This window comes from Streptomyces hydrogenans, assembly GCF_014656075.1.
In the GTDB taxonomy this organism is placed as follows: Bacteria; Actinomycetota; Actinomycetes; order Streptomycetales; family Streptomycetaceae; genus Streptomyces; species Streptomyces hydrogenans.
Map to the genome: position 1 here is coordinate 1 of NZ_BNBS01000034.1, position 23617 is coordinate 23617.

The 23617-nt window shown below is 73.3% G+C and carries 22 protein-coding genes, 1 tRNA gene and 1 pseudogene; 19 read left to right on the forward strand and 5 right to left on the reverse strand.

Features of this window, described 5'->3' with window-relative positions; all coding sequences use genetic code 11:
- The 4 genes and pseudogenes from IE321_RS16460 to IE321_RS16475 all read left to right on the forward strand — a co-directional run.
- Positions 1–633: pseudogene (locus tag IE321_RS16460) on the forward strand (dTMP kinase); the annotation flags it as partial.
- A gap of 272 nt (positions 634–905) precedes the next feature.
- Positions 906–2108 (forward strand): DNA polymerase III subunit delta', encoded by a 1203-nt coding sequence (locus IE321_RS16465; protein ID WP_043221095.1) that lies wholly within the window; start codon positions 906–908, stop codon positions 2106–2108.
- 90 nt (positions 2109–2198) lie between these two features.
- On the forward strand, positions 2199–3758 hold the full coding sequence (locus tag IE321_RS16470; RefSeq protein WP_190223448.1) for an alpha/beta hydrolase: 1560 nt from the start codon (positions 2199–2201) through the stop codon (positions 3756–3758).
- 96 nt (positions 3759–3854) lie between these two features.
- Positions 3855–3928, forward strand: a tRNA-Thr gene (locus IE321_RS16475).
- Positions 3929–4051: 123 nt separating this feature from the next.
- Here the strand turns inward: IE321_RS16475 and IE321_RS16480 are convergent.
- Together IE321_RS16480 and IE321_RS16485 are read right to left on the reverse strand one after the other, a co-directional pair.
- Positions 4052–5299 carry an ATP-grasp domain-containing protein gene (locus tag IE321_RS16480; RefSeq protein WP_226652123.1) on the reverse strand — a complete coding sequence of 416 codons (1248 nt, stop codon included), beginning with the start codon at positions 5297–5299 and terminating at the stop codon, positions 4052–4054.
- Positions 5287–6597, reverse strand: a complete 1311-nt coding sequence (locus IE321_RS16485) for an MFS transporter (protein ID WP_226652122.1) — start codon at positions 6595–6597, stop codon at positions 5287–5289. Before IE321_RS16485 ends, IE321_RS16480 begins: the two co-directional genes overlap by 13 nt.
- A 347-nt stretch (positions 6598–6944) precedes the next feature.
- On the opposite strand from IE321_RS16485, the gene IE321_RS16490 reads away from it, so the two are divergent.
- The 11 genes from IE321_RS16490 to IE321_RS16540 are packed head-to-tail and all read left to right on the forward strand — an operon-like array spanning position 6945 to position 17911.
- Complete coding sequence (locus tag IE321_RS16490; protein WP_190223449.1) at positions 6945–8186, forward strand: DUF6421 family protein; 1242 nt, start codon at positions 6945–6947, stop codon at positions 8184–8186.
- Positions 8179–9276 (forward strand): branched-chain amino acid aminotransferase, encoded by a 1098-nt coding sequence (locus IE321_RS16495; protein WP_190223450.1) that lies wholly within the window; start codon positions 8179–8181, stop codon positions 9274–9276. Before IE321_RS16490 ends, IE321_RS16495 begins: the two co-directional genes overlap by 8 nt.
- Positions 9273–9872, forward strand: coding sequence for a type 2 periplasmic-binding domain-containing protein (locus IE321_RS16500; protein ID WP_043221085.1), 600 nt, complete (start codon positions 9273–9275; stop codon positions 9870–9872). The genes IE321_RS16495 and IE321_RS16500 overlap by 4 nt, the downstream gene beginning before the upstream one ends.
- Complete coding sequence (locus tag IE321_RS16505) at positions 9866–11119, forward strand: ATP-grasp domain-containing protein (protein WP_190223451.1); 1254 nt, start codon at positions 9866–9868, stop codon at positions 11117–11119. Before IE321_RS16500 ends, IE321_RS16505 begins: the two co-directional genes overlap by 7 nt.
- On the forward strand, positions 11116–12195 hold the full coding sequence (locus tag IE321_RS16510) for an aminotransferase class IV (protein WP_190223452.1): 1080 nt from the start codon (positions 11116–11118) through the stop codon (positions 12193–12195). Before IE321_RS16505 ends, IE321_RS16510 begins: the two co-directional genes overlap by 4 nt.
- Positions 12196–12209: 14 nt before the next feature.
- Entirely contained in the window at positions 12210–12524 is a 315-nt protein-coding gene (locus tag IE321_RS16515) for a 4Fe-4S dicluster domain-containing protein (protein WP_043221079.1), read from the forward strand.
- 23 nt (positions 12525–12547) lie between these two features.
- Positions 12548–14083: a coproporphyrinogen-III oxidase family protein gene (locus IE321_RS16520; RefSeq protein ID WP_043221077.1), complete on the forward strand. Its 1536-nt coding sequence runs from the start codon at positions 12548–12550 to the stop codon at positions 14081–14083.
- A 7-nt stretch (positions 14084–14090) separates the two neighbouring features.
- A complete protein-coding gene (locus IE321_RS16525; RefSeq protein WP_043221075.1) occupies positions 14091–14372 on the forward strand; it encodes an acyl carrier protein in 282 nt (93 codons plus the stop codon).
- A 13-nt stretch (positions 14373–14385) separates the two neighbouring features.
- Positions 14386–14955 (forward strand): RBBP9/YdeN family alpha/beta hydrolase, encoded by a 570-nt coding sequence (locus tag IE321_RS16530; RefSeq protein WP_043221072.1) that lies wholly within the window; start codon positions 14386–14388, stop codon positions 14953–14955.
- Positions 14952–16538 carry an amino acid adenylation domain-containing protein gene (locus tag IE321_RS16535; RefSeq protein ID WP_190223453.1) on the forward strand — a complete coding sequence of 529 codons (1587 nt, stop codon included), beginning with the start codon at positions 14952–14954 and terminating at the stop codon, positions 16536–16538. The genes IE321_RS16530 and IE321_RS16535 overlap by 4 nt, the downstream gene beginning before the upstream one ends.
- A complete protein-coding gene (locus tag IE321_RS16540; protein WP_190223454.1) occupies positions 16535–17911 on the forward strand; it encodes a S8 family serine peptidase in 1377 nt (458 codons plus the stop codon). The genes IE321_RS16535 and IE321_RS16540 overlap by 4 nt, the downstream gene beginning before the upstream one ends.
- A gap of 44 nt (positions 17912–17955) precedes the next feature.
- Here IE321_RS16540 and IE321_RS16545 read toward each other — a convergent pair whose 3' ends face one another.
- The gene (locus IE321_RS16545; protein WP_190223455.1) at positions 17956–19041 is read right to left on the reverse strand and encodes a branched-chain amino acid aminotransferase; all 1086 of its coding nucleotides are present in this window, start codon (positions 19039–19041) and stop codon (positions 17956–17958) included.
- A gap of 136 nt (positions 19042–19177) precedes the next feature.
- Here IE321_RS16545 and acpS point away from each other — a divergent pair, with 136 nt between their 5' ends.
- Positions 19178–19561, forward strand: a complete 384-nt coding sequence (gene acpS, locus IE321_RS16550) for a holo-ACP synthase (protein WP_226652200.1) — start codon at positions 19178–19180, stop codon at positions 19559–19561.
- Between the two features lie 66 nt (positions 19562–19627).
- Positions 19628–20311 carry a pyridoxamine 5'-phosphate oxidase family protein gene (locus IE321_RS16555; RefSeq protein ID WP_043221061.1) on the forward strand — a complete coding sequence of 228 codons (684 nt, stop codon included), beginning with the start codon at positions 19628–19630 and terminating at the stop codon, positions 20309–20311.
- A gap of 72 nt (positions 20312–20383) precedes the next feature.
- On the opposite strand, the gene IE321_RS16560 is transcribed toward IE321_RS16555, so the two are convergent.
- Both IE321_RS16560 and IE321_RS16565 read right to left on the reverse strand, forming a co-directional pair.
- A complete protein-coding gene (locus IE321_RS16560; protein WP_229916420.1) occupies positions 20384–21160 on the reverse strand; it encodes a sigma-70 family RNA polymerase sigma factor family protein in 777 nt (258 codons plus the stop codon).
- 1 nt (position 21161) lies between these two features.
- A complete protein-coding gene (locus IE321_RS16565) occupies positions 21162–21545 on the reverse strand; it encodes a DUF6479 family protein (RefSeq protein WP_043221058.1) in 384 nt (127 codons plus the stop codon).
- Positions 21546–21715: 170 nt separating this feature from the next.
- Here IE321_RS16565 and IE321_RS16570 point away from each other — a divergent pair, with 170 nt between their 5' ends.
- Both IE321_RS16570 and IE321_RS16575 read left to right on the forward strand, forming a co-directional pair.
- Positions 21716–22225, forward strand: coding sequence for a SigE family RNA polymerase sigma factor (locus IE321_RS16570; RefSeq protein WP_043221056.1), 510 nt, complete (start codon positions 21716–21718; stop codon positions 22223–22225).
- A gap of 60 nt (positions 22226–22285) precedes the next feature.
- Positions 22286–23605 carry a hypothetical protein gene (locus IE321_RS16575; protein ID WP_190223458.1) on the forward strand — a complete coding sequence of 440 codons (1320 nt, stop codon included), beginning with the start codon at positions 22286–22288 and terminating at the stop codon, positions 23603–23605.
- Positions 23606–23617: the final 12 nt, after the last annotated feature.

Genomic DNA, 23617 nt, shown 5'->3' on the forward strand with positions numbered 1-23617 from the left:
GCCGAGGCCGCCGCCGAGGCCGCGAGCAAGGCCGCCGCCGAGCGGGCCGCGGCGGAGCGGGCGGAAGCGGAACGCCGCGCCGCCGCCGAGCGGAGGGCCGCCGAGGAGTCGGCGAGCGAGGTCACGGTCCAGACGCCGGTCGTGAACCTCGGCAAGGACTCCGGTACGGCTCCGGGGGCGGGTGCCGCCCCGACCGTCTCGCCGAACGAGGTCACCGTGCCGACGCCGGTCGTCCGCCCGGACGACCCGCGCCGCCCCGAGGCCGAGACGGCGGTCCTACCGCAGGTCACCGACCGCGCCGCCGACGAGACCGCCGTGCTGCCGCCGGTGCGGGACACCGCCGTGGACGAGACCGCCGTGCTGCCGCCGGTGACGGACGCGCGGCGGGCCGATCCGGTGGACCGGGTGCCGCGGGACTTCTTCCGGGAGGAGCGGGACGAGCCGGAGGCCGGCGGGGCCGGTTCGAACGACGTCACCCGCGAGCTGCCGCAGCTCGACGAGGCGGGCCGGCCGCGCCGCCGCTCGGACTGGGCCGAGGAGACCCCGCTGGACGACCTGCCGACCCTCGCGGACGAGCTGTTCGGCGGATACGAAGGCGACGAGGACGGGGACGGACGCGGCCGCCGCCGCTAGGGCCTGTCCGACCATTCCCGTCGGGTCCGGGCCGTCCGGCACGCACGCTCGCCGCACGGCCGAAACGCCCGAGTAGCGCCGCTACGAGGACGCCCCGGCCGCACGCCGATCGCACGCACCGGACGACCCGGCTCCCTCCCCGGGCGGCCCGGTCCGGGACGGTGGCGGTCCCGTCCGATGCGGGGCGGTGAGGTCCTGCAGTGGGTGCGGGCCGGACCGGGTTGTCAGTCGGCTGCCCCACAATGGAGGGCGTACCTTCAGGAGGGGCAGACATGGCCGTATGGGACGACCTGGTCGGGCAGCAGCGGGTCGAGGAGCAGCTCGCCGCCGCCGCCCGGGACGCCGACGCGCTCGTCACCGCCCAGGCCGCGGGCGAGCCCGACCCCGAGGCGTCGAAGATGACCCACGCCTGGCTCTTCACCGGACCGCCCGGCGCGGGCCGGGTCGACGCGGCGCGGGCCTTCGCCGCCGCCCTCCAGTGCGTCAGCCCCGACCGGGCGCTCGGCGGGGTGCCGGGCTGCGGCTTCTGCACCGGGTGCCACACCGTCCTCGTCGGCACCCACGCCGACGTCACCACGGTCTCCGCCGTCGGCACCGAGATCCTCGTCAAGGACATGCGCGACACCGTCCGCAAGTCCTTCACCTCCCCGGCCAACGGCCGGTGGCAGGTCATCCTCGTCACCGACGCCGAGCGGCTCAACGAGAAGTCGGCCAACGCCGTGCTCAAGGCCGTCGAGGAGCCCGCCCCGCGCACCGTCTGGCTGCTCTGCGCCCCCTCTGTCGAGGACGTCCTGCCGACCATCCGCTCCCGCTGCCGCCACCTGACCCTGCGTACGCCGCCGGTCGAGGCCGTGGCCGACGTGCTGATCCGGCGCGACGGCATCGAGCCGGAGGCCGCCCACGCGGCGGCCCGCGCCACCCAGGGGCACGTCGACCGGGCCCGGCGGCTCGCCACGGACGAGCGGGCCCGCGCCCGCCGCGCCGTTGTCCTCAAGCTGCCGCTGCGGGTGGCGGACATCGGCGGCTGCCTCAAGGCCGCCCAGGAGCTGGTGGACGCGGCGGCGGAGGACGCGAAGCAGGTCGCCGAGGAGGTCGACACCAAGGAGACCGAGGAGTTGAAGGCGGCGCTCGGCGCCGTCCAGGGCGGCCGGATGCCGCGCGGCACCGCCGGGCTGATGAAGGAGCTGGAGGACAAGCAGAAGCGCCGCGGCCGGCGGACCCAGCTCGACAGCCTGGACCTCGCCCTCACCGACCTGACCGGCTTCTACCGGGACGTGCTCACCCTCCAGCTGGGCACCCGCTCGGCGCTGGCCAACGAGGACGTGCGGGACGCGGTGGAGCGGATCGCCCGCGACACCACCCCGGAGCGGACCCTGCGCCGGGTCGAGGCCGTCCTCGCCTGCCGCGAGGCCCTGGAGCGCAACGTGGCGCCGCTGCTCGCGGTGGAGGCGATGACGATGGCCCTGCGCGACTGACCACCCTGCGCGACCGACCACCCGGCCGGCACCGGAAGCCCCCGCTCCGCGATTGGACACGTTGCGTACCCGTCCGGATACGCTCCGGGCATGGACTCCAGGCGTCTCCTCCGCATCTCCGCCACGGCGCTCGCCGCCGCCGGGCTGATCCTCTCCGGCTGCACGGGCGGGAGCGACGCGGCCGCCCCCGTGGGCCCGGGGTCCGGATCGGCGCGGCCGGTCGCCTCGCCGTCGCCCTCCCCGGAGGCGCTGCGGAAGTACTACGAGCAGAAGCCGGCCTGGCGGGAGTGCGGCGTCAGCGGCTTCCAGTGCGCGACGCTGCGGGCCCCGCTGGACTACGCGAAGCCGGACGGGCCCGAGGTGCGGCTCGCCGTGTCCCGGGTGCGGGCGAGCGGGCCCGGCGAGCGGATCGGCTCGCTCCTGGTGAACCCGGGCGGCCCCGGCGGCTCGGCCGTCGACTACCTCCAGGGGTACGCGGGCATCGGCTACCCCGAACCGGTGCGGGCCCGCTACGACATGGTGGCCGTCGACCCGCGCGGGGTCGGCCGCAGCGAGCCGGTCGACTGCCTGACGGGCCCGGAGATGGACGCGTACACCCAGGTCGACCAGACCCCGGACGACACGGCGGAGGTCAACGCGCTGGCCGCCTCCTTCAAGCGGTTCGCGGCGGGGTGCCGCAAGCGCACCGGCGCGGTCCTGCCGCACGTCTCCACGGTGGAGACCGCCCGCGACATGGACATCCTGCGGGCGGTCCTGGGCGACCGGAAGCTGCACTACGTCGGCGCCTCGTACGGCACCTTCCTCGGCGCGACCTACGCCGAGCTGTTCCCCGGCCGGGTCGGCCGGCTCGTCCTCGACGGGGCGATGGACCCCTCCCTCTCGGCGCTCGACCTCAACCGGGACCAGACGGCCGGCTTCGAGACCGCCTTCCGGGCCTTCGCCGCCGACTGCGTCACCCGGCCCGACTGCCCGCTCGGCACCGGCTCGCCCGAGGCGGCCGGGGAGGCCCTGAAGTCCTTCTTCCGCGCCACGGACGCCGAGCCCGTCCCCACCGGCGAGGACCGCGCGCTCGGCGAGTCGCTGGCGACCACCGGCGTCATCGCGGCCATGTACGACGAGGGCGCCTGGCCGCAGCTGCGGGAGGCCCTGACCCGGGCGATCGGCGGCGAGGGCTCGGCGCTGCTGGCGCTCGCCGACAGCTACTACGAGCGGGAGCCGGACGGCTCGTACGCGAACCTGATGTTCGCCAACGCCGCCGTGAACTGCCTCGACCTGCCCCCCGCCTACCGGGACCCGGCCGCCGCGCGGCGGGCCGCCCCGTCCTTCGACGAGGCGTCCCCGGTCTTCGGCACGGGCCTCGCCTGGGCGGCCCTGAACTGCACCTACTGGCCCTCCCCGGCCACCGGCCGCCCGCACCGCATCACCGCCGAAGGCGCCGCACCGATCCTCGTCGTCGGCACCACCCGCGACCCCGCCACCCCCTACAAGTGGGCCGAGGCCCTCGCGGACCAGCTCTCCTCCGGCACCCTCCTCACCTACGAGGGCGACGGCCACACCGCCTACGGCCGCGGCAGCGACTGCGTCGACACCGCCATCAACACCTACCTCCTCGAAGGAACCCCGCCTCCCGCGGGAAAGCGCTGCTCATGACCCCCGGACCCGGGTGCTCCGCCCCTGGTCGGAGCACCCCCGGAAACTGTGTAGACTTGGCGACGCTGCTGCACCCACCATGGTGTCGCGCAGCACGCCGCCTTAGCTCAGTTGGCCAGAGCAACGCACTCGTAATGCGTAGGTCTCGGGTTCGAATCCCGAAGGCGGCTCAGATCGAAACCCAGGTCACGTCCTTCGTGACCTGGGTTTTTCTGTACCCGGGTTCGCGTGGGGTCGGGCGGGTGGCCGGGGAGGGCGCCGGGCCGCGGGTGCCCGGCGGCCTCCCCGGGGGGTCAGCCGGTGGTTTCGGTGGCGGCGGGGGCCGTCGGGGTGAGCGGGGTGACGCGTATGGTGGCGAAGGCGTCCGAGAGGAAGCGGGTGAGTTCGGCCGAGGTGCCGGGGCCGACCACGCCGGCGATCGGGACGTCGGTGTCCGCGTAGCTGAGCACCGTCTTGATCGACTCGTCCTCGGTCCGCTGGCTCCACCGGTACACCAGCGGGCTCTCGCGGAACTCGTCCGCGCCCTCGATCCGGCAGCGTTCGGCACCCAGGGTGTGGCTCGGCCAGCAGAACCAGCCGTAGCGGGACCCGTCGGACTCGGGCCAGGTCAGGTCCTCGGCGGACACGCCGCCGGTGACCATCTGCAGGTACCGGGAGGGCATGTGCACCCCGGTGGCGAGCTCGAAGGTGTCCACCACGTCCGCGCCGCCGAAGCGGGCGCCGACCTCCAGGAAGACCAGCCCGTCCGGGGTCTCGATGCCCTCCAGGTGGAAGAGGCTGGTGGTGAGGGAGACGGCGGCGAGGCAGTCGGCGGTCCAGCGGCTCAGTTCCGGGGTCATCTCGATCTGCACCGAGCCCAGCGGCGTGCCCTCGGCGAAGCCCAGGCAGGTGCCGACGTAGCGGCTGGCCTGGATCGCCATGGGCTTGCCGTCGATCAGCATGCCGTCCACGTGGACGATCGGGCCGGTGACGAACTCCTCGACCTCGAAGCCGTCCCACTGGGTGCCCTCGGGGGCCACCGCGCCCTCGCGGACCGCTGCCAGGGCCTCGTCCGGCGTCGGGTAGACGTGGACGTCCAGGCTGGCCGCGCCGTCGAGCGGCTTCAGCACCGTCCCGCCGGTCCAGGGGATCTCCCCGGGGCCGGCCGCGAGGGCTTCGGACAGGGAGAGGAAGCGGGGGACCCGCAGACCGGCCGCGGCGACCATCGACTTCATGATCACCTTGTCGCGCCAGGGCGCGATGTCCTCCTCCCGGTCGCCGGGCACCCCGAGGGCCGCGCGCACCCGGGCGCCGGCGATCAGGTCGAACTCGGAGAGCGCGAGCACCATGTCGAAGGCGGGCAGCCCTTCGACCGCGGCCAGCACCTCTTCCGTCAGGTCGCCGGTGTCGGGCCGTTCGATGCGCGTGCAGCGGAGGTCGGACGGGAGGGTGGCCAGCCGGTCGGCGGGGCCCACGTAGGTGACGTCGTGGGCCGCGTGGTCGATTCCGTCCGCGTGCCGGATCATTTTGTCCGTGACTCGGTGCAGGATCAGGATGCGCATGGTGGGGTCCTCAGGCGTGCGAGTAGCGGAATGAGCAGGACGACGGCACAGGCGGAGCCGATGACGGAGCCCAGGACGATGCTCTGGGGGCTGAAGGACTGGGTGAAGAGGGCGACCAGGAGTCCGGCTGCGGGCAGGGACAGCTGGTGCAGCAGGATGATGATGGCGATCGTCTTCGCGAAGTGCTCGCGCGGAACCCTTCGGACGCGTTCCGTACGGATGACGACGTTGAAGAAGCCGACGGTTCCGAGCAGCACCGCGTAGCCCACGGCGTACTGGGTGAAGGTCTGCGCCAGGCCCACTCCGACGCCGCCCAGGCAGATGAGGCCGTAGGACGTCATCAGGGCGGCGAAAGGATTCATCCACCTCGTCAGACGCGGGACGACGAAGAGTGTCAGGACGCCGACGATTCCCGCCGCCGTGCTCAGGGCGCCGAAGTACCCGTCGGGTCGGCCGAAGGAGCCCACGGTGGTGGCGGCGCTGGTGGCCATGCCGACGCCGACCATGAGGTTGACCGTCATGGTCAGGCCGACCAGGCCGAGGACCGCGGGCAGCTTCCGCAGCGTCCGCACGCCCTCGGCGATGCCGACGGCCACCGAGCGGACCGTGGTGGGCTCCCCGGCTCCCGCGGCCGTCAGCGTCTCGGTGCGCAACCATCGGCGCAGGGAGAGGGTGTTGAGGGTGGTGAGGCCGTACACCACGCCGATGATCGCGAGGAGGCTGGTCGTCGGGAGCGCCGAGGCGAGCAGCGCGGCCAGGACCGGGCCGATGACCTCACTGGTCTGCTCCGTGCCCTGGATGATCGACTGCGCCCGGACCATCTGGTCCATGGGGACGAAGCGGGGGAGCGTGGCCTCCAGGGCGATGTACGACTGGGCGCCGGCCACCGACATTCCGGCGGCGAGTACGCACAGGGTGATGAACTGGCCGTCGGGCAGCAGGAACATCAGGGCGAAGGCGGCGAGCCCGAGGGCCGAGCGGAAGAAGTCCGATCCGATGTACAGGACGTAGCTGCGGATGCGGTCCGCGAACACCCCGGCCACCGGCAGGAACAGCACCCGGGGGAGCCATTCGACCAGGAAGATGAGGCCGGTCTGCGACGCGCTGCCGGTCAGTTTGTAGGTCAGCAGCGGAATGGCGAACAGGAGGAACTGGTCGCCCAGCGCGGCCAGTCCACGACCGGCGACGAATCGCGCCACCTGGGGGCCCGGCATGTAGGCGTGCGGGGCTTCCGGCGTGGTGCCGCCCCCGCCCCCCACGGGCCCGTCGGCCGTCTTCTCGCTCGCTTCGTGGCTCATGCTCCCCCGTCGTTCGTGTCACCGAGTCCGTTGGACAGGCTCTCCGCGGCCTCGGTCTGCCGGAGGCGGAACGCGTCCCGCGTCCGTGTTCCGTAAGGCCGGGCGAGGGTCTCACCCGCAGGGCAGTGCCAGAGTATAAGCACTCGGCTGCGGGCGGCAGTTGGTCCGCGGGCCCCGTCGGCCGCTCCGGAGAGCGGTGATCGACACGCCGGGAGTGTCGACATCCGAACACCCCTTGTCTGCGCGGGAGTACGAGACTAGCTTTCCCAATCGAATGCCTCGGGCGAGGCGTTGACCGTGGGTTCGTCCCCGCGGGAGGCGGCCGAGGGTTACCGAACGGGGGGACTGTGCGGGCGCGTACCGTTGCCACACTTCTGGAGTTCGAGCGGCACGTCGTGCCCGCGGTCGACTCGCTGCGCGAGCTGCGCACCGGACGTCAGGCCGCCGGCCGCGCGGACGGCGGCGCGCCGGCCGTCACCGACGAGGAGGTCCGCCGCGCCGTCGACGCCGTCATCACGGCCGTCGAGGGGCTGCGGGGCCTGATGCCCGACACCCAGATCGCCGCCACCTGCGCGGAGTTGAGAGCGTGGCGGGAGACGGGCTGCGAGGGCGTCCCGCACTTCGACGCCACCCGTGACGCGGTGCCCGCCCCCGAGGACGGCGAGGCCGCCGCCTACGTGGGGCCGGTGACGCTCCCCAACAGCGACCGGCACGACGTCCACATCGAGGCGTTCTCGGTGGTCCGCGAGGACCCGGAGAGCACGCCCCGGCTCCAGGCGGACTACCCGCACCCCAAGGCCGTCTTCCAGTCCACCCGGCTGCTGTCCGCCTCCCGCGGCCTGCGCGAGGGCAACTGCGTGGTCTTCTTCCCGGAGAACATCCCGGCCGCCACGCGATGTACCGACCAGAACTTCGCCTGGTTCTTCTTCAACCGGCACACCGAGATCTACGCCCAGACCCTGGCGATCACGGAGCGGCTGTGCGGACCGGGCTCGCCCTTCGCCGGCGAGACGGCACTCGTCTCGGCGGACGTGGACCCCGAGACCACCTACCAGGCGCGCTGTGTCTGGGGGTACATGCACGACTACTTCCACCACACCGGGCCGCGCCCCCTCGACGAGCACCTGGCCATCAAGACGACGTGGCGGCCCGGGCTCCTGGAAGAGCTCAAGGTCGACATGAAGTCGGCGATCGCCTGCTTCGAGGAGCAGGTGCCGCACGGTCCCCTCGTGTTCGAGTACGTCATCCTGGAACGCCTCTTCCGCTACCCGGCGCAGCCCGAGCCGCTGCGCAACTTCGACGCCGGCACCGGCTTCGCCCTGGGCACCTGGCTCGCCGCGAAGGGGCTGTTCACCCAGGACGCGCAGGGGCGTCGGTCGCTGGGTTCGAAGGCCGAGATCGTGGAGTCCGTGCGCGAACTCGTCGGCCTGATCGAGGAGATCGAGCGCAACGAGGACGACGCGGCCTACAAGGCGGAGGCCGTGGACTTCCTCTTCGGGACGCTGCTCCGCCGCCCGGAGGCCAAGCCCGACCGCTACGGCGGGCCGCTGGCCCCGCTCGCCCTGTGGGGTGCCGAAGTCCATGTCTGAGTCCCGCAGCACGCCGGAGCTCGCGGCGATCCTCAAGGATCCGGGCTTCTGCCGTCACTCCACCCCGCACACCGCCGTCGTCGACTGGGACGCGGACACCGGCTGGTCGCAGCCGCGGATCGAACCCCGGTCCGACCTGACGATGAACCCGGCCACGCTCGGACTCCACTACGGGCAGGCGGTGTTCGAGGGCCTGAAGGCGTTCCGGGCCGAGGACGGTTCGGTGCGCCTCTTCCGTCCCGAGGACCACGGAGTCCGCCTCGCCCGGTCCGCCGCCAGGCTCGCGATGGCCGAGATGCCCCCCGAGCTGTTCGTACGGGCGTGCGCCGAGCTGGTCGCGGCCGACGCGGCGTGGGTGCCGGGCGGGTACGGGCAGAGCCTGTACCTGCGGCCGCTCCTCATCGCCACGGAGGCGGACCTCGGGCTCCGGCCCTCCAGGCGCTACCGCTGCGTGATCCTCGCCTACCCGGCGGACCCCTGCTTCGGCGCCGACTTCCGGCCGCTGTCGGTGACCACCGCGACCGAGACGGTACGCGCCGTGCGCGGTGGCACCGGAGAGTCCAAGTGCGCCGGCAACTACGCGGCCGGCCTGCTCACCCGCACCGAGGCGCAGGCCGCCGGGTACGACGAGGTGCTGTGGCTCGACGGGCTGGAACGGAGCCGGATCGAGGAGCTCAGCACCATGAACCTCTTCCTCGTCTGGCGCGACGCGGAGGGCTCCCGGCTGACCACCCCGCCGTGCGACGGGACCATCGTCCGGGGCCTGACCCGCGACTCGCTGCTGACCCTGGCCCGGGACCGCGGGATCGCGGCCGCCGAGGAGCACACCACGATCGACGCCGTCCGGGACGGCCTGCGCTCGGGCCGGCTGGCCGAGGTGTTCGCCTGCGGCACGGCCGGCGTCGTGGTCCCGGTGGGCCGGCTCGGCATCGGCGCCGAGGACCTGACGGTGGGCGACGGGGGAGAGGGACCGATGACCACGGCTCTGCGCGGCGGCCTGCTGGACGTCCAGCACGGACGCGCGTCCGACGCGCACGGCTGGCTGTGGCCCGTCCCGCGGGCCGACGAGAACGGGGAACGACGCGCATGAACGACGAACACGTCGGCTCGAAGGGCGACCGGGAGGACGCCCTGTCCAGAGTCACGGTCATCCACACCCTGGGGCCCGCGGGCACCAACCTGGAGAAGGCCGCCCACCACTGGCTCGCGGAGCGCGGGATCGCCGGCGAGGTGGTGCTCCACGCCGAGGTGGAGGACGGCCTCGACGCCATGGCCTTCGACAGCACCGAGGCCATCCTCGCCTGTGCCGTCTACCCCCGGCTGCACGACCTCGTCTTCCAGAACCTGCACCGGCTGGAGATGGCCGACAGCTTCATCCTCGACACCCACGACATGGTGCTGGCCGGTCGCCCGGACCGCACCTCCGTGTCCACGATCGTCAGCCACCCGGCCCCCAGCAGCCTGGTCGCGGAGCGCGGCGAGATCACGCTGGCCAGCAGCAACTCGCGCGCCGCGGCGCTGTGCGCGGCCGGGGAGTACGACGCCTGCGTGACCACCGGGCCCGCCGCCGCTGCGGAGGGGCTCCGGCTGATCGAGAACTTCGGCCCGGTGCCGATGATCTTCACGCTGCACATCGGCCGGAACCCCGGCGAAGGCCGCGGGGCGGGGAGCGTACGCGCATGCTGATCGTCGTCCAGCCCCTGTCGGCGGGGGTTCGGCTCACCGCCCGGATGGTGGCCGCCGGAGTCCCCTGTCTCGTCCCCACCCAGTTCCCCGAACTGCTGCCGCCCGAGGTGCGCGCCGGCGCCACCGTCGTCGACTGGCACCCCGACGCGGGGGTGGCCGGGCTGCTCCGCCTGGTCGAGAAGGCCGTCGCGGAGACCGGCACCGCGCCCAGCGGGGTGATCGCGGGCTTCGAGTACGCGGTGCCGGAGGCCGCCGAGCTGGCCCGCACCCTCGGGCTGCCCGCGCTCGACGCCCCGGCGGCCGAGGCCGTGCGGCAGAAGGACGTCATGCGCCGCCGGTGCGAGGAGCGCGGCGTCGCCCACCCGCGCTCGATCGCCGTCGGCCCCGACGAGGCCGGCCCCTGCCCGCTGCCCTTCCCGGTCGTGGTCAAGCCCGTCGACTGCGGCGGCAGCCTGATGGTGAGCCTCTGCCGCGACGAGGAGGAGTACGCGCGGGCCCGCGCGGTCGTCCACGACCCGGGTGAGGAGGTGAAGTTCCATCCGAACCCGCGCCGGACCGCCGTCGTCGAGGAGTACGTGGAGGGCCCCGAGTTCTCCCTCGACGGCTGGGTCGACGCCGACGGGCCGCACCTGGCGAGCGTCACCAGCAAGTTCCTCTCCGCCCCGCCGGACTTCTTCGAGATGGGCCACATCGCCACCGCGCCGGAGTGCTCGCCGCACGGCGAGGTCCTGGAGCGGTTCGCCCGCCAGGTGGTGGCCGCCTTCGACCTCACGGTGGGGCCGTTCCACATCGAGACCCGGATCGTCCGCGGCCGCGGCCCGGTCCTGATCGAGGTCGGGGCCCGGCTCGCCGGGGACAACATCCCCGAGCTGGTGCTCGCCGGCCCCGGCGTGGACCTGTGCGCCGCCACGGCGGACGCCGCGCGAGGGCTGTCCCACGATCCCGGCGCGCTGTCGCCGGTGAGCGCGGGTCTCGCGTTCGTCACGACCGACCGGTCCGGCACCTTCACGGGAACGCTCCACGGCATCGACGCCTTCACGGAGGCGGCCGAGTTCCGCGGCCTCCTGCCGGAGGAGGAGCCGGGAGCGGTGCTGGACCCGGGCGACATCTTCCGCAACCGCGTCGCCCGTATCCACTTCGAGGGCGACCTCGACCGGGTCGAGCGCCTCGTCGCCTCGGTCCTCGCAGAGGTGAGGGTCGGCGTCGAGGACGCCGGCCACCAGGACAAGAAGGGTGCCCCCGCATGAGCAACGAACTGACCGTCACCCCCACGACCACCCCGAGGCCGCGGGCCGAGGCGGACGGGTCGGCCGGGGCCGTCCTCACCGACCACGCGTTCTTCATGCGGACCGGCAAGCGGCGCAGCTGGCAGGGACTGACCGTGGCGGACCGGGACGGCATCCCGCCGCTGCGGCCCACGGCCGGCGCCGTACTCGCCGGGCAGACCGTCGTCGACGAGTTCGCCGCGTACCGGCTCGCGGACGGCTCGGTCGCCGTCTTCCGTCCGGACAGCCACATCAAGCGGCTGAACAACGGGGCCCGCCGGCTCGCGATGCCGCAGGTCGACTTCGACCGGGTGTGGAGCTCGGTCCGGGCGATGGTCGAGCTGGACGAGGGCTGGCTGCCGCGGGAGGCGGGCGCTTCGCTGCGACTGCGCGCGGTGCTCGCCGCGGACGGCACGGAGCTGACCCCCGGGCCCGCGGGCGCCTGCCTCTTCTACGTGCTCGGCTCGGTGCCGGCCGCCGCGGAGTCCGGGCCGCTGAAGGCCATGACGCTGGACGGGTACGTGCGGGCCTGGCCCGGCGGCACCGGCGACCTGAACACGGCGGGCGGGCTGGCGGCCGGTGTGGTGCCCGCCGAGATCGCCGCCAACTACGGCAACGACCACGTGCTGTGGCTCGACGGCGAGGGCCGCTTCGTCCAGCAGATCGGCGAGCTGAACGCGTTCTTCGTGATCGACGGCGTGCTGACCACGCCCGCGCTCGACCGCACCGTGCTGCCCGGCGTCACCCGCGACTCCGTCGTGAAGCTCGCCCGGGACGCCGGGACCGCCGTGGTCGAGCGGCCGGTGGAGCTCGCCGAGGTCCTGAAGGGCATCGCCGACGGCTCGGTCACCGAGTGCTTCGCCACGGGCACGGCCGCCGGGGTGGCCCCGGTGGTCTCCCTCGGTCACCAGGGCGAGGAGTACCGGCTCGCCTCGGAGGAGGCCGGTCCGGTGACCGCGCGCTTCCGGGACCTGCTGGCCGGGATCCACCGGGGAGAGTCCGTCGACCGGTTCGGCTGGATGCGGCGGATCACCGAAGTGGCGCCCGTCCACGCCTGAGGGAGGAGAGAACCATGGCGTATGTCGTCACCGACGAATGCGTGGGCTGCAAGTACACGGACTGTGTGGACGTCTGCCCCGTGAGCTGTTTCCACGAGGGTCCCGACATGCTCTACATCAACCCCGAGGAATGCATCGACTGCAACGCGTGCGTCTCCGAGTGTCCGCCCGAGGCGATCTGGGCGGACGTCGACCTGCCGGAAGACAAGTTCCAGTGGATCGAGATCAACGGCGAGATGAGCAACAAGTACCCGGTCATCCACGAGAGCCGGGGCACCAAGGGCGAGCCCACCGAGGCTTCCGCCGAGCCCTCCAGCCAGCCTTCCTGACCCCAAGAGCGGGAGCCTAGGTCATGACGACCCACGTCGAGAACCCCTTCATGCTGGGCCTCGACTCGAACTTCTACCTGAAGGACGAGTTCGAGAGCCCGGAGAAGCGCACCAACGTCACCTGGTTCTACCCCAAGATCTGCGCCTTCCAGGACGCCCTCGACTCCGAGGGCAAGAAGGCGGAGTACTTCTCCTTCCTGGACCGCCAGTCGCACCCGGAGCAGACGGACATCCTGCTCTACTTCCACATCCCGTTCTGCGAGGCCTTCTGCAACTTCTGCGCCTGCTTCAAGGAGTCGGCGGCGAAGTACCAGGGCGAGCGGCAGAAGCGTTTCGTCCAGGCGATGGTCAAGGAGATCCAGCGCAACGCCCGGTCGAAGTACTTCCAGGGCACCAAGATCAAGTACGTCCAGTTCGGCGGCGGCACGCCCTCCGCGCTGGAGCAGGAGTCGATGGCCGCCATCCTGGAGGCCGTCCACCGCGAGTTCGACCTCAGCGAGGTCGACGGCATCTCCCTGGAGGGCAGCCCGCTCGGCCTCTCCAAGGACGGCTACATCGAGATGCTGAAGTCCCTCGGCATCACCCGCATCTCCTTCGGCGTGCAGACGCTCGACCCGGAGATCCGCAAGAAGCTCACCATCAAGGCCACCGTCGAGCAGGTCCACCAGACCGCCGAGAACATCCGCAAGGCCGGCATCCGCACCTTCGCCCTGGACCTCATGTACAACCTGCCGGGGCAGGACGACGAGGTCCTCGCCAAGGACCTGGCCGGCATCTGCGGCGAGCTGCGCCCCAGCTTCGTGCAGACGTACCGCTTCAACCAGTGGGAGGGCACCCGCCTCGACCAGCAGATCAGGGCGGGCAAGGTCGCCGACGTCAAGCCGTCGGGGGCCATCGAGCGCGAGCAGTACCGGCAGATCAAGGAGGGCCTGGCCGGGTACGGCTACGACAAGCAGCTCCTGATCAACTTCTTCACCCACCTCGACGACGCGGGCGAGATCGGCCTCAACCACGCCTGCGGCGGCAACGGCTACCGCGCCAGCTACACCCTCGGCATCGGTCCGGCCGCCGAGAACTACATGGGCGAGCGCAGCTACCGCAACCACACCGACGTCGACCGGTGGATGCGGGAGGTCGAGGAAGGCATCATCCCGATCGAGCAGGGCCGCATCTGCTCCGAGGACGAGGTCGAGAACCGGGTCATGGTCTTCTTCCCGGTCTTCGGCACCGTCCGCAAGGCCGACGTCGCCAACTTCGAGAAGTACCGCCGCGAGGTCGACTGGCTGGTCGAGGGCGGCTACGCCGTCGAGACCGACGAGGACCTGACCCTCACCGAGGTCGGCCGGGAGAACGCCGGCAACATCGCCTTCCTCTTCTACTCGGACGAGGAGAAGGCCCGCGCCCGGCGCACCATGTACCTCTCCCTGAAGAACAAGCGCAACCCGTTCCACCAGGACGCGCAGAACATCCCGCGCACCCCGCTCTTCCTCCAGACGCGCCCGAAGTCGGCGGAGGAGACGGCGCAGGAGGCCGGCTCCACGAAGACCGAGGGGAGCTGAGGCACCGGTGGACGACCGCAAGACCCAGAAGGTGATCGAGGAGGACCTCCGCGGGGTGATCGCCCAGATCTTCCCCGGGCAGCGGGTCGAACTCGACTCGGACACTCCGCTGTTCAACGGCGGCCTGTCGCTCAACTCGACCCAGATGATCGAACTGACGCTGGCCTTCGAGACGTTCTACGACATCGAGCTCGAACCCGAGCTGCTGACGACGGAGAACTTCGCGACCCTGGGCTCCCTCGCCGGACTCCTGGAGGAACTGCTCGAAGACGAGGTGTCCCCTGTCTGAGATCCGTTCGGACGTGCGCGTGGTGCTGATCCACGGGAACGCCGGAGCGAGCGTCGAGGGCATCTGGTTCCCCTACCTCAAGCGGGAACTGGAGGCCCTCGGCGTCGAGGTGGTGGCCGAGACCTTCCCCGACCCCATCAAGGGCCGGATGCGCTACTGGCTGCCCTACCTCAGCGACGTCGTCCGCCCGGACGAGCGGACCGTCATCGTCGGTCACTCGTCCGGCGCGCTGGCCGCCTTCCGGTACGCCGAGAAGGCGCCGCTCCTCGGCACCTTCGCCGTGGCCGGCCACCACCACGACTGCGGGTTCGAACTGGAGCGGCGCAGCGGCTTCTTCGACACCCCGTGGGACTGGGACGCCGTCCGCGCCCACCAGTCGTTCATCGAGCAGTTCCACTCGAAGGACGACCCCTGGGTGCCCTTCGACGTCGCGGAGGAGCTCCACGAACTGACGGGGAGCACCTTCCACGCCATGGACGGCATGGGGCACTTCGGCTCGTACGACCAGCAGATGGACACCTTCCCGGAACTGCTGGAGGCGATCCGCCGCCGGCTCTCCGGGACGCACACGGAGGACCGATGAACGTCACGCTCGCCGACGAACTGCTGGAACGGCGGCGGGACAGCACGGACATCGCCGTCGTGGACCTGGGCACCGGCGAGCAGGTGTCGTACCGGTCCCTCGCCCGGCGCGTCCAGGCCCTCACGGACCTGCTGGCCGGGCTCGGCGTCGGCCGGGGCGGGACCGTCGCCCTGCTGACGGACAAGTCGGCCGCCTCGGTGGCCGTCATGTGGGCCGCGCTGCGCCTCGGCGCCCGCTACGTGCCGCTGGACGAGTCGCTGCCGGCGGCCCGGATCGGGCTGCTGCTCGGGAAGTGCGCGCCCACGGTCACGGTGGTCGGGCCCGCCCACCGCGAGCTGCTCGACGGCGCGCCGGCCGGGAAGGTGGTCGTGGTCGGCGCGGACCCGGTGGACGACGGCCTCGGCTGGGACCCGTCGGCCGAGGCCGAGCCCCGGCCGGCCGGGGTGGCCGGCCGGAGCCCCGAGGACCACGCGTACGTCGTCTTCACCTCCGGCTCGACCGGCTCGCCCAAAGGCGTCGTGATCAGCCACCGGTCGATGTGCGCCCTGCTGACCGGGGTGCAGGAGACCGTCGGCTTCGAGGACGGCATGCGCTTCCTCAACGTGGCGCCGCTCTTCTTCGACGCCTCCGTCGTGGACCTGTGGTCGACGTTCCTGGTCGGCGGCACCGTCCACCTGCTGCCCCGGCTGCGCATGCCCAGCCAGGTCACCCGCGCGATCGAGGAGTGGCGCATCACCGACACGCTGCTGGTGCCGTCGGTGATCCGGATGCTCGTCGGCCGGTTCAGCGACGCCGGGCGGCGCGACCTCGGCTCGCTGCGCCGGCTCTGGTTCGGCGGCGAGTCGTGCCCGGTCTCCGTCCTGGAGGCGTTCTCCGCCCTCGTGCCGGGACTGCGGTACGTCCACGGGTACGGGCCCACCGAGACCACCCACAGCGCCACGCTCTTCCTCACCGACGCCCCGGGCGCGGACGGCGGGGAGTTCCTGCCCATCGGCCGTCCCCTGCCCGCCGTCGACGTCCTCGTCGTGGACGACGGGCTGCGGCCGGTGCCCGACGGGCAGACCGGTGAACTGCTCATCGGAGGGCCGCAGGTGATGGTCGGTTACTGCGGCGAGCCGGAGCGCACCGCCCGCTCCGTCGTCGAGCTCCCGGCCGGCTCGGGGCGGCGGTACTACCGCTCGGGCGACTACGTGCGGCAGCGTCCCGAAGACGGGGAGCTGGTCTTCCTGGGCCGCCGCGACGACGCCCTGAAGATCAACGGCAACCTCGTCCACCTCTCCGAGGTCGAGGCCGCGACCCTGGCCGCGGCCGGGGTGACGGACTGCTGCGCGGTGCCGGTCGAGCACCCGCTCACCGGCCGGGCGATCACCCTCTTCGTCCTGGGCGCGTCGGACGGCGACACGGCCCGCCGCGAGGAGGAGCTGCGCCGGGAGCTGGCGCTGCGGCTGCCCGACTACATGCTGCCGGCCACGATCGAGTTCCCGGCCGACGGGGACGTGGGCCTGACGGCGAGCGGGAAGCTCGACCGCGCCCGGCTGCGGGAGGCCGCGGACGCGGCGGGAGACAGGACGGTCGCGCGGTGAGCGAGGCGGAGAGGGCCCGCTTCGAGCGGTGCGGGGTGGTGACGGTCGTGCCCCGCTCGGCGGGCGGACCGACGCTCGGCGACGACCCCGCGCTGCTCCTGCGGCACGGGGTGGAGGCGTTCCTCCCGGCCCCCGGCACCGTGGACCGGCTGGCCGACGCGTACGCCCGCGAGGGCCTCGCCGTGGAGGCCCGCACCGAGGTGGGGCTCACCGTCTCGGGCCCCCCGGACCTGCTCGCGGAGGTCTTCGGCCACCCGGTGCGGCCGGTGCGGAACAAGTACATCCGGGAGACCGTCCGCCACGAGTTCGCCGCCGCGGGCCCGCTCCGCTCCAGGCCGCACCCCGATCTGGTCGCGGAGGTACGGGTGCCCCGGGCGGGCTTCGAGCTGGCCGCCCCGCCGCCGCCCCGGGCCGTCCCGCCGCTGCCCCGCGACCCCCGCCGGCTGCGCCTGCCCGAGGACGCGGTGCGGCTCGCGGGCGCGGGGCCGGCGCACGAGGCCGGGAACCGCGGCGACGGCGTCCGGGTGGTGATGGTCGACACCGGCCTGTACGACCACCCGCACCACCGCGCCCACGGCTACCGCACCTCGGTGGTCCCCGCGCTGTCCGCCCTCGATCCCGCCGTGGACGAGCGCGGCCACGGCACCGCCATGTCCGCCCTGCTGCTCGCGGTCGCCCCGGCGGTCGAGCTCACCATGGTCAAGATGGCCTGCGAGAGCTTCTCCTTCCCGGTGGCGGCCTTCCAGCGGGCGGTGGAGCTGGCCCCGGACGTCATCTCGTGCAGCTGGGGCACCCTGCGCGCCGAACCGCACCTCCACCTGGAGGTCGCCGACGCGGTCCGGCGCGGGATCACGGTCCTGTTCGCCGCCGGGAACGGCTCCACGGACCGGCGCACCGCCATGTTCCAGTCCGTGGCGACGCCGGGCGCGATCACCGTCGGCGGCGTCCACGTGACGCCGGACGGCCGCAGGCGCGCGGCGGACCTGGCGTCCAGCTACCGCTCGGACGTCTTCCCGGGCCGCCGGGTCCCCGACCTGTCCGGGCCGTGCGGCATGCTGCCGCACGGCGACTACGTGGTGTTCCCGACCCAGCCGGGATGCATGTTCGACCGCCGCAACAGCGCCTACGACGACACCGCCCCGGACGACGGCTGGCTGGTCTCCAGCGGGACGTCCGGGGCGACGGCCTACGCGGCCGGGGTGGTGGCGCTCGCCGTGGGGCGGGGCGTCGGCAAGGGGCGGGCGCTGACCGCGGCGGACCTGGCGGACGCCTGTCTGCCGGTGACGGAGGGGCGGACCCAGACCGGCGACGACTGCGGAGGGGCCTGCCCGAACGATGCGGTGGGCCTCGGCCTGCTCACCGCCCCGGCCTGACCGGGCCGGGTCCGACCGGACCCGGCCGCCGGGGGCGTGCCCGCTCAGACGAGGCGCCGCATCCAGCCGTGCGGGTCCTCGGCGCGCCCGAACTGGATGTCCACCAGCCGGCGGCGCAGCCGCATGGTGACCGAGTCCTCGGCGGCGGTGTCCGGGGCGGTCACCTCGCCGCCCTCCCAGACGAGACGGCCGACGGGGGTGACGACGGCGCCGGTGCCGCAGGCGAACACCTCGCGGATCTCGCCGGTGCGGGCGCCCTCCTGCCACTCGCGGATGTCGACCTGCCGCTCCTCGACGTCGAGGCCGAGCTCCTTGGCGAGGGTGAGGATGGAGGCCCGGGTGACGCCCTCCAGGATGGTGCCGAGCTCGGGGGTGACGAGACGGCCGTCGCGGGTGACGAAGTACAGGTTCATGCCGCCGAGTTCCTCGACGTACCGCCCCTCGGTGGCGTCCAGGAAGCAGACCTGGTCGCAGCCGTGCTCGCCGGCCTCCAGCATGGGCGCGAGGCTGGCCGCGTAGTTGCCGCCGCACTTCGCCGCCCCGGTGCCGCCGCGCCCGGCCCGGGTGTACTGGTCGGAGAGCCAGATGGAGACGGGCTTCACGCCGCCGGAGAAGTACGGGCCGACCGGCGAGGCGATGACCATGTACGTCACCTCGGCCGCGGGCCGCACGCCGAGGAACGCCTCGGAGGCGAACATGAACGGCCTCAGGTAGAGGCTCTGTTCGCCCTGGTCCGGCACCCAGTCGCGGTCGGCGCGCACCAGTTGGGTGACGGATTCGAGGAAGACGTCGACGGGCAGCTCCGGCAGGGCGAGCCGGCGGGCGGAGCGGTTGAAGCGCTCGGCGTTGGCCTCGGGCCGGAAGGTCCACACCGAACCGTCCGCGTGCCGGTAGGCCTTCATGCCCTCGAAGATCTCCTGGGCGTAGTGCAGGACGGCGGCGGCCGGGTGCATCGGGATGGGGGCGAACGGCACGACGGCCGCGTCCCGCCAGCCGCCGTCCTTCGTCCAGACGACGCGGGCCATGTGGTCGGTGAAGTACTGACCGAACCGGGGGTCCTGGAGGATCTCGGCGCGACGGGCGCTGCTCGCAGGTGCGGGGTTGGCCTCGATCGTGAACCGCACACTCATCGCGGGGACCTCTCGCTACTGTGGTGCTGTGTCGGGTGGCGGCAGGCACCCTAGCCTGAGGGCGGTCGTGCGGCAAGGAGACGGATCGCGAGTGGTGCCCCACGCGGAGTGGACGCAAGACCTGGTCGGGAGACGGGTGTTGTGCGTCGGGACGGACCTGGTGGACGTGGCCGACATGCGGGCCGCCCTGGCCCGGCAACCACGCTTTCGGACCAAGGCGTTCACCGAGGCGGAGCGCGCCTACTGCGATGTCCTCGACGACCCGGCGGAGCGGTACGCGGTCCGGTTCGCGGCGAAGGAGGCGGTGCTGAAGGCCCTGGGGACCGGCCTCTCCGGCGCGGCCCTCACCGAGATCGAGGTGCGGCGGGCCCCCGACGGCCGGCCCTCCCTCGTCCTGCTCGGCCGCGCGGCGGCCCTCGCGGAGGCGGCCGGCGTCCGCTCCTGGCTGGTCAGCCTCACCCACACGGCGACCCGGGCGCACGCCTTGGTGGCGGGGGTCGGCGCGGGCGACCGGCGGTAGCCCCGCTCGTTCCGGCCGGCCGGGGTTGCATGATGTCCCCACAGGTTTCGAGAAGTTGGGGGAAGCATGGGTCGGGACGAGATCGAGGTGACCGAGCGGACTCGGTTGCGGCGGATGCGGGAGAAGGGGTCGCACCGTCGGGCGGATCTCGACGCGGTGCTGGCGGCCGGATGGCTGTGCCACCTCGGGGTGACCGTGGACGGGGTGCCGATGGTGGTGCCGACGGCGTACGGGGTCGAGGGGGACCGGCTGTACGTGCACGGGTCGGTGGCCAGCCGGAGTCTGGTGCGGGCGCCGGACACCACGGTCTGCGTGACCGTGACGCACGTGGACGGGCTGGTGCTCGCGCGGTCGGTGTTCGAGCACGGGGTGAACTACCGGTGCGCGATGGTCTACGGCGTGCCCGAGCTGGTGACCGACCCGGAGGAGAAGCTGCGGGGGCTGCGGGCGCTGACCGAGCAGAGCAGCCCGGGGCAGTGGGAGTACGTGCGCCGGCCGAGCCGCAAGGAGCTGGCGGCCACCTCGCTGCTGGCGCTGGACCTCACCGAGGCGTCCGTGAAGACGCGGAGCGGGCCGCCGGACGACGGGGACTCCGAGGACGCGGAGCTCGGGCTGTGGGCCGGGGTGCTGCCGGTGGTGACCACCTTCGGCGTACCGGTGCCCGACCCCGCGCTGCCGGCGGAGCTGGCCGCGGCCGTACCCGGGCACATCGCCGGGCGGGCCGGGACGAGTGCCGACGGGCGGGACTGAGGAAGCGGGGCGGGGGCCCGGGCGGGCGCCGAGGCCCGGGGCCGGTGCCGGGCGTCCGGTCCCGGGCCGTTCCTACGGCGTGGCGATCGCCCGGCGGGAGACGTGGGGCGGGTCGGCCAGGACGTCGATCGAGGTGATCGGGCCGGCCGGGGCCGTGAAGACGTAGACCGCGTCCGGGGCGGCGACCAGGCCCGGGGTGCCGTCCACCAGGACCGGGCGGGCGATCGCCGCGCGGGCGCCGAGGTCGCGGGCGACGGCCGGGGCGCCGTGGCCGGGGCGGACCCCGCCGCGCACGGCGCCGGGGTCGGCGCGCTGGCCGGCGTCCGGGTCGAGCAGGGCGAGCAGGGCCGCCGGGTCGCCCTCGCGGGCGGCGGCGAGGACCGCGTCCACGGCCGTGCGGAGGCGGGCCGGATCGGACGGGGGCATCTCCTCGGTGCCCCGGGCCCTGGCCCGCGCGCGGGCGCCGATCTGGCGGACGGCCGCGGGGGCGCGTTCCAGGACGAGGCCGAGGGTCTCGTACGGGACGTCGAAGAGGTCGTGGAGGACGAGGACGAGCCGCTCCGCCGGGGTCAGGCCGGGCGAGGGGCCGGGGGCGTCCGACCAGGGGTCCCACGGGTCGGTTCGGCGGGCCTCGCGGGCCCGGAGCCGGCCGAGACAGACCCGCGCCAGGACGGCCTCCGGGGGCGGGCCGGGATCGGGGACGGGCCCGGGTCCCCGGCGGGCGCGGGGACCGGGGCCGTACGAGGCGAGGGCGCGCTCCGTGGTCCGGACGGCCCGGTCCGCCTCGGGGGCGGAGCCGAGCAGTCCGAGGGCCATCGCCCGCAGCCGGGCGCGCGGGACGGTGTGCACGTCAGTCGCCGTGTCCGGTGCCTCCGCTGCCGAAGCCACCGCTGGAGATCCCGCCCCACTTGCGCTTCTCCTCGCTCGGTGGCGTGGGCGAGGTCTCGGTGCCGCCGCCGTCCTTCAGCTGGTACGGCATGAGCCGGTGCTCGCCGTCGGTGTGCGGCATCTCGGTGCCCCGGCGGTACTCCGACATCTCGCCGGGGATCGCGCCGGTGTCCGGGCGGTGCGGCTGCTCTTCGGGCTCGGGTGGGCGCGGCTCGCGGGTGCGGACCCGGTAACCGAACCAGAAGGCCCCGATCAGGATGGCGACGAGAACGAGGCCGCCGAGTACTTGTCCCAGACCTGACTGCCAGACCCCAGCGGCCAGGATCTCTGCGCTGAGAGTGTTCATACCAAAAGGATTACCCGATTCCGCTTCTTTGGATGCGTTCGAGAGCGGGTTCGATGAAACATTTCCCCGGCCCCGCCGCGTCGAAGGGGTGTGACGCCACCCGGGCGAGCCCGCCGCTCGCTCAGGGCGACCGCACGTCACCACACGCGACCGCAACGGAGAGGAGGGGCATGAGAACGTCCCGCGCGGACGAGTTCCTGGAGTTCGCCTCGGCACGCACGGGTCAGCTGTTCCGCTCGGCCTGCCTGCTGACCAGCGGGGACGTCCACCTCGCCGAGGACCTCACCCAGGAGACGCTGGGCAAGATGTACGCCCTCTGGGGGCGGGTCGCCCGGATCGGCAACCCCGCCGCGTACGCCCAGACCGTGCTCGTCCGGACGTTCCTCAGCCACCAGCGCCGGCGCTCCGCCACCGAGCGCCCGCTGGGCGAACTGCCCGACCACACCCCGGACGACGGCACCGACCCGCTGCTGCGGATCGCCCTCCTCGACGCGCTCGCCGCACTGCCCCCGAAGGACCGGGCGGTCGTGGTGCTGCGCTACTGGGAGGACCGCAGCGTCGAGGAGACCGCCGACGCCCTGCACACCAGCTCCGCGGCCGTCCGCACCCGCTGCACCCGGGCGCTCGGCAAGCTGCGGCAGCGACTCGGCGGCAGCATCGGCGAGTTCGCCACCCGCTGACCCGGCCGCCGGACCGCTTTCCTTCTTTCACCCCTTTCGAGCAGAGACGGTGATCTCGTCATGTCCCAGCACGAACACCACGACCCCGAGGGCGGGTTCGCCGACGAACTCGGCTCCGCGCTCCGCAGCACCGGAGAGAGCTTCGGCCTCGACGGCCGGCCCGAACTGGTCTCCGGCGGGCTCGCCCGCGGCCGCCGCCGGCTGCTGCGCCGCCGGCTCGCCGTCACCGGAGGCGCCCTCGCGCTCGCCGGCATCGGCATCGGCGGCGTGTACGCCGGCTCCGTCCTCACCCCCGGAAAGTCCGCCGAGAAGGCGTCCGTGGCGGCCCCCAGGACCCCCGCGCCGACCGCCACGCCGACCCCCGGGTCGACCGGGGAACCCGCCTCCGACTCGCTGAAGCCGGGCATGGCGGAGATCCCCCTCTCCCAGATCGCGGACGTCCTCAAGGCCAACACCCCGGCCGGCCAGTGGCGGTTCGACGGCCTCGACGGCACCGGCCAGGCCCTCGGCGGCGTCTACGACGACGGCCGGGGCGAGGCCGCCGTCGGCATCTCCCTCTCCCGCGCCGGACGCGGTCCGGACGCCGGCCTCGACATGGTGACCTGCCCCGAGCAGGCGTACGTCCCCTACGACCGCTGCGTCGAGGGCCGGATCGCGGACGGCTCCCGGGTGATGGTCATCGAGGGCTACGAGTACCCGGACAAGCGCGAGGAGACCAAGAGCTGGCGGGCCGTGCTGCTCACCAAGGACGGCTTCCTGGTCGACGCGAGCGAGTACAACGCGCCCATCGAGAAGGGCGGCACGATCACCCGGGAGGACCCGCCCTTCACCGCCACCCAGCTCAAGAAGCTCGTCGCCGCCGAGGCGTGGCGGCCGCTGCTCCGGCAGATCCCGCCGCTGCCCACCGCGCCCGCCCAGCCCGGCAAGGCGCCCAAGGCGCCGCCGCGGATCGCCGGCAACGGCGTGCAGAACACCCTGCGGGCCCTGCTGCCGAAGGGGCTCACGGTCGCCGACAAGGGCGGCGAGGGCGAGTTCGCCTTCGTCGTCGTCGACGACGGCAAGGGCAAGAGCCTCGTCCAGGTCAACGTCCAGTACGGCATGGGCGGCGCCTCCGGCGACCTCTTCGGCTCCGGCGACGTCACCACCCTGCCCGACGGCCGCAGGGTCAAGCTCACTCAGCAGCCCGGCGAGAAGGGTGGCGAGGGCGTCGTCTGGTGGACCGCCGACACGATGACCAGGGCCGGCTTCCGCGTCGTCGTCTCCGCCTTCAACACCGGCGCCCAGCACGAGGCCGCCACCCGGGCCGAGCCCGCGCTCACCATGGAGCAGCTCAAGACGATCGCCCTCGACCCGAAGTGGGCGAAGATCCCGGCCAAGTAGGCCGGTACCACG